5 protein-coding genes are annotated in these 6,389 nt (G+C 40.1%); all 5 read right to left on the bottom strand.

Annotated elements, in window-relative coordinates:
* Positions 1 to 120: 120 nt before the first annotated feature.
* Entirely contained in the window at positions 121 to 1,995 is a 1,875-nt protein-coding gene (locus J2Z32_RS10475; protein WP_210089101.1) for an ABC transporter ATP-binding protein, read from the bottom strand.
* Positions 1,992 to 3,719, bottom strand: a complete 1,728-nt coding sequence (locus J2Z32_RS10470) for an ABC transporter ATP-binding protein (RefSeq protein ID WP_210089100.1) — start codon at positions 3,717 to 3,719, stop codon at positions 1,992 to 1,994. The genes J2Z32_RS10475 and J2Z32_RS10470 overlap by 4 nt, the downstream gene beginning before the upstream one ends.
* 25 nt (positions 3,720 to 3,744) lie before the next feature.
* Entirely contained in the window at positions 3,745 to 4,209 is a 465-nt protein-coding gene (locus tag J2Z32_RS10465) for a MarR family winged helix-turn-helix transcriptional regulator (protein WP_210089099.1), read from the bottom strand.
* Between the two features lie 280 nt (positions 4,210 to 4,489).
* Complete coding sequence (pdaA, locus tag J2Z32_RS10460) at positions 4,490 to 5,296, bottom strand: delta-lactam-biosynthetic de-N-acetylase (protein WP_210089098.1); 807 nt, start codon at positions 5,294 to 5,296, stop codon at positions 4,490 to 4,492.
* 78 nt (positions 5,297 to 5,374) lie between these two features.
* On the bottom strand, positions 5,375 to 6,271 hold the full coding sequence (gene cidR / locus J2Z32_RS10455) for a cidABC operon transcriptional activator CidR (RefSeq protein WP_210089097.1): 897 nt from the start codon (positions 6,269 to 6,271) through the stop codon (positions 5,375 to 5,377).
* Positions 6,272 to 6,389: the final 118 nt, after the last annotated feature.

The following is a 6,389-nucleotide window of genomic DNA, read 5'->3' as shown; positions in this document are numbered from 1 at the left end:
AGGAGCCTTTATCCGCTGATTCCAACATACTTTATCAATCAGAAGGAATCAGCGGATAACAGCGACTGCGACTCAAAATCCTCCGTAATCCCCTCCTCCCCACTTACCCCTCTTTGCAATTTACCCCACTTCCAAATCAAATCCACCCTTAGAAAACTGACTATTATACAAATCAGCATAAAATCCATTTTGAGCGAGTAGCTCATCATGAGTCCCTTTTTCAATGACTGAGCCGTGGTTCATCACAAGAATGAGATCAGCATCTTTAATCGTAGACAAGCGGTGTGCAATGACAAAGCTAGTTCTTCCCTTCATGACTTCATTCATTGCCTTTTGGATAAACACTTCTGTCCGCGTATCTACGCTACTTGTTGCTTCATCCAAAATCATAATCGGGGGATCAGCCAAGATTGCACGTGCAATGGTAAGTAGCTGCTTTTGCCCTTGAGAAATATTTGAAGCCTCTTCATTCAAAATCGTCTGATAGCCTTCAGGTAATGTACGAATAAAGTGATCGGCATGTGCCGTTTTCGCTGCACGATACACATCCGCTTCGGTTGCCCCTTCAAGTCCATAAGCGATATTTTCCATAATCGTTCCGTTAAATAACCAAGTATCTTGAAGCACCATGCCAAAGATGGTACGTAAATCGCCACGCTTCATCTTCGTAATGTCTGTGCCATCAACCGTAATTTTACCGCCATTTAGCTCATAGAACCGCATAAGCAAGTTAATTAATGTCGTTTTTCCAGCACCTGTTGGACCCACGATAGCTACGGTCTGCCCTGCCTTGACATCAATATTCATATCTTGGATAAGAATATGCTCTGGGTCATAACCAAACTGTACAGATTCAAAGGATACATATCCCTCAGCTTGTTTAAGTACGGTAGGTGTACTTACCTCTGGCACTTCTTCCTCTTCATCCAAAATTTCAAATACACGTTCTGCCGAGGCTACTGTTGACTGAATAATGTTGGCAATATTCGCCGTTTGAGAAATTGGCATCGTAAATTGACGTGAGTATTGGATGAACGCTTGCACATCCCCAATCGTAATCGAACCCTTCGTTACAAAAATACCACCAACCACAGCAACCAACACGTAACCAATGTTTCCAATAAAGCTCATGATCGGCATAATGACACCAGAAATAAATTGCGCCTTCCAGCCTGCCTCATACAAGCGATCGTTAATTGTGTCAAATTGCTCTAATGAAGCATGCTCTCGTCCAAATGCTTTAATAATTTTGTGCCCCGTGTACATTTCCTCCACGTGACCATTTAGTTTCCCTAACTCTGCTTGCTGACGTACAAACTGCTTTTGCGAACGTTTTGCAATTGAGGTAATCGCAACCACACTTAGCGGAAGGGTGACAACTGCAATTAACGTCAACCAAGGGCTAATCGTTAACATCATCACCACAACACCAATTATGGTAAGGATGGAGGTAATTAATTGCGTCAAGCTTTGCTGTAAAGTGGAGCTAATATTATCCACATCATTGGTCACCCTACTTAACGTTTCCCCATGTGTTCTTCCGTCAAAATATTTTAGTGGCAAGCGATTCAGCTTATCGCTAACATCACGTCGTAGATCATAAACTGTTTTTTGAGCTACGCTAGCCATAATGTATTGTTGGAAGTAACTAAATAATGCGCTCAGCGCATAAAACCCTAGTAAGATAAGCAAAATTTGCCCCACATAGGTAAAATCAATCGCCGCGCCAGGGATACCTTGCATTTTTGCAATTAAGCCTTCAAACAGTTTTGTTGTTGCTTTCCCCATAATTTTAGGACTAACAATATTAAACAGCGTACTAATAACCGCCATCAATAATACAAAAAATAATTGCATACGATAAGGTCGAATATATGACATTAATCTTCTTAAGGTACCTTTAAAATCCTTCGCTTTCTCTACAGGCATTCCCATGCCTGGACCTCCATGTCTTGGACCGCCATGAGATCTTCTGCCATGTTGTTCTTTACTCATGCGATCTCCTCCTCTGACAACTGTGAGCGTACAATTTCTTGATATACTTCACAGGACTCCATTAATTCTTGATGCGTACCAATTCCCGCAACCTGTGATTCATCTAGCACAATAATTTGATCCGCATCTAGGACAGTACTTACACGTTGCGCCACAATAATGACAGTGGACTCCTCAGTTTCATCCTTTAGCGCCGCGCGTAGCTTCGCATCTGTCTTGAAATCAAGTGCGGAGAAGCTATCATCAAACACATAGATTTCAGCTTTACGTACAAGCGCACGAGCGATGGAAAGACGTTGCTTTTGCCCTCCAGATACGTTAGTGCCTCCCTGTGAAATCAAGGATTCATAACCATGCTCCATTTCAGAGATGAAATTTTCAGCCTGTGCAATTTTAGCAGCATGCTTGATTTCTTCTTCTGTTGCATCTTCCTTACCATAACGAATGTTATCGTTAATCGTTCCTGTAAATAAAACCGCTTTTTGTGGGACATAGCCAATTTTTTTACGCAACTCTTCTTGTGAAAGGGTACGAACATCTGCGCCGTTTACAAGCACTTTGCCTTGCGTCACATCGTAAAATCTCGGAATCAGACTAACAAGCGTAGACTTACCTGAGCCTGTTCCACCAATAATCGCCGTCACTTGCCCAGGTTTTGCTTCAAACGAAACGTCTGATATTGCAGGGTTTTCTGCACCTGGGTAGCTAAAGCTAACATTTTGAAACTCAACATAACCTGTTTGGGATGTTTTGCTAGCCGTTGAGCTTGGATTTTTAATAACTGGTTCCATTTCAAGCACTTCGTTAATCCGCGCACCAGATGCCGCTGCACGAGGAATCAATACAAACATCATCGATACCATAACTAGCGAGAACATAATTTGCATCGCATATTGAATAAATGCCATCAAATCGCCCACTTGCATATGACCCGCATCAATGCGAATGCCACCAAACCAAATAATCCCTACTGCTGATATATTCATGACAAGCATCATAACGGGCATCATAAGTGCCATAATTTTATTAACTTTAATTGACACATCCATTAAATCTAAGCTCGCCTTATTAAAACGTTTAGATTCATGCTCCACACGGTTAAAGGAACGAATAACACGAATCCCCGTTAAATTTTCACGTAATACAAGGTTTAGCTTATCGATTTTTTGCTGAATACTTTTAAATAACGGAACCCCTTTGCGGGCAATCAAGAAAATAGCCAATGCAAGCAATGGAATAACGACAATAAAAATGAGCGATAACGTAGCGTCCTTAGAAACTGCCATTATAATTCCACCAATCGCCATCATCGGTGCCATTACCATCATACGAAGCACCATAATTAGAACCTGCTGAAGCTGATTAATATCATTTGTTGTACGTGTAATGAGTGAGGCTGTGCCCACCTTATCAAATTCCTGCAACGAAAAGTTGGATACGTGTCCAAATACTTTTCCGCGTAGTAATTTGCCATAACCAGAAGCGGCAACTGAGGAAAAATAGCTTGCACCAATTGAGCATGCCATCCCTAAAAATGCAACGATTAGCATGTAGCCGCCGATTTCCCAAATATATGTCGTATCGCCTTGAACGACACCTTTGTTTACAATGTCAGACATCAAGGTAGGTAAATACAACTCAGATAATGCCTGAAAAAATACAAGAATTAAAACAAAAATGACAGGAGTACGATAAGGCTTCAAATATTTAATTAATTTCGTCATGTTTTTATCATCCCCACTCTAAACTCTAATGCTGTTTCTTTTTATATTCCCCATCCAAATACTGATAAGAGCTATTTAATAAGTCAATAAATTGCTTTGTTTTTTCTTCACCTAAAAAATCGCATAAGCCTTGTATCGTAGCTGAAAATTGGTGCACTGCCTTGTTGGTGACCTCTTCTCCTGCTTCCGTTAGTTCTACACGTACTACCCTTCGGTCCACCTGATCGTTTAAGCGGATTACAAATCCTTTTGTCTCCAGGCCTTTAATAAGCTGGGTTATTGTAGGAGAAGTCACCTCCATTTTAGTACTAATCTCCGATATAGTTATGCCCTGTTCATATTTTTTATAATATTTACGAACGATAAACAACACCTTCATTTCGTTGAAGGTACAGCCCTCTTGCGTGTTTTTCTTCCATTCTGCTCGACGAAAACGATGAAATGCCTCCATTAATTTATGTGCATTAGTATCATCTTCCCCTACTCTCACATCATCACTTCCTTATATGTGCTTCGTATACGCAATATTAATAATTATAAATAGTTAGGCATACAATTTATTTATAAACCTAAGTATATGAGCCTTAAGTTCTATTGTCAACATTGTTTAAAAAGCAATAACTAGTGAAAAACACAGAAACTAACATAAAATTATAAAAGCAAATAAGGTAGAAAAAAAAGCTTCTAATCCCCACATGTGATTAAGCTCATGCGAACGCTGGATTTAGAAGCCTTTTTAAATTGAAGAATTATAAATCGACTAAATATCTTTATTCATTCATAACATGGGGAGGCAAATTACTTTGTAAGTAATCTAAGCTTTTAAACTCATAGCCTTGCTTTCTAGCCTCATCAATAATTGCACCCAAGCTCTCTGCATTATCCTTAGAAACTGAGTGAAGCAATAAAATGGCTCCTGGATGGAATTGAGACACTACACTTTTAAATGCATAATCCGATCCACGCTGTACCTTAGTATCCCAATCCTTATAAGCGATGGACCAAAATACATTCGTATACCCTAATTCCTTGCTGACACGTAAGCTGCGATCACTAAACACACCCCGAGGTGGTCTTAAATAGTTCATGACAGGATTACCAGTCAGCTCACTAACCGCCTTATGCACGGATTCGAGCTCTTCTTTAATCTTGGCATCTGAAATCTTTGTCATATCAGGATGATTCCAAGAATGATTGCCAACCAAGTGCCCTTCCTTGGCAATTCGTTTTACTAGCTCAGGCTGATCCTTAACGTAATGACCCGTTACAAAAAATGTCGCAGGCACTTTCTTGGCTTTGAGTACATCCAAAATCGGTGGAGTATAGCCATTTTCATAGCCATTATCGAAGGTTAAAAATAACTCCTTGCGTGACGGATCACCCATAAAGATGGAACCATTTTTCGTAAGTATATCTTTAAAGCCTTCCTCATCAATCGAAGCTAGCTTCCCATTTACACTTTTTTTAAAGCCAAAGTTAAAAGGGACATCTGCCGCTTGTGTACGGGGTGCATATTGACCACAAATCAATGTGAACAACAGTGAAGCCAACACCAACGAGACTAAGGTTCGTTTCATTTTTTGCAATCTCTCCTTATTCTTCATTTCTGTAGGTTATCTTCACTTAATGTCCCTTTGTTCCTTAAAAAGTATGCACTAGCTCCAATCAGAGTTAGCTAGCACAGCTTGTGCGAATCTGATCCATTCTCTTGTTGCAAAGGAAAGATAACGATCTTCACGCCATACGATTCCTAATTTCCATGGGATGACTGGCTGAGTTAGCCCAACAATCTTGACCTGCTTCTCATCAATCTCACGACAGATTGTCTCAGGTAATAATGTGATCCCAAGACCTGCTGCCACCATCTCACTTATTAGATCCCATTGGGAGCTTTCATAGATGACATGTGGCTGAAAACCCACCTTTACACATTCTCCAATAATACGATCATGAAGCGTGAAATCTTGGCGGAACAAAACAAAGGCATCCTCAGCGAGTTCACTAAGTTGAACCTCTTTGCGATGCGCCAATGGATGTGTGGGATGCAACACAAGCTTAAGCTTTTCCTCTACAAAAGGGATACTTTGAAGCCCCTCCTGTGTTGTTGGTAATACAGCTACACCAACATCCAGCAATCCATTCATCACATCTAGCTCCACTCTTTTAGCACCATCTTCAAAAAGCTGAATTTTTATTTCAGGATATTGGTTATGGAATTGCCCAATAACACGCGGGAAAAAGCTTGCTCCCACCATCGGCGGTAAGCCAATCCTAATATTGCCTTGCTTTAAATTACGTAAATCATCAAGCTCAGCCGTTAAATTATAAAATGAGGTTACAATTTGCTGTGCTTGGTTCACGATTATTTCACCTGCATCCGTCAGCACCATCTTTTTACCTGTGCGATCAAATAAAGTGACACCTAGCTCCTCCTCCATTGCCTTCATCGTTTTACTAATCGTGGGTTGCGTAATATATAATGCTTCGGCTGCTTTCGTGAAGCTTTTCCATCTAGCTACCTCAATTAAGTATTGCAGTTGCCTAATATCCAAGTAAAATCCCCCTTTCCTACAACCATTCCAATATGGAATGATATTCATTCTATATATTCATTTTACTCATGAAAAACTATGCTGTATATTTACATTATAAATCATTTGTTTTCATAAA

This window comes from Paenibacillus turicensis (assembly GCF_017873435.1).
Classification (GTDB): domain Bacteria; phylum Bacillota; class Bacilli; order Paenibacillales; family Paenibacillaceae; genus Fontibacillus; species Fontibacillus turicensis.
This window is presented reverse-complemented; position numbering and strand designations above follow the sequence as displayed.

Coding starts and splice junctions, on each gene's coding strand:
- J2Z32_RS10475 (WP_210089101.1), bottom strand. CDS start 1,995: ATGAGTAAAGAACAACATGGCAGAAGATCTCATGGCGGTCCAAGACAT.
- J2Z32_RS10470 (WP_210089100.1), bottom strand. CDS start 3,719: ATGACGAAATTAATTAAATATTTGAAGCCTTATCGTACTCCTGTCATT.
- pdaA (WP_210089098.1), bottom strand. CDS start 5,296: ATGAAACGAACCTTAGTCTCGTTGGTGTTGGCTTCACTGTTGTTCACA.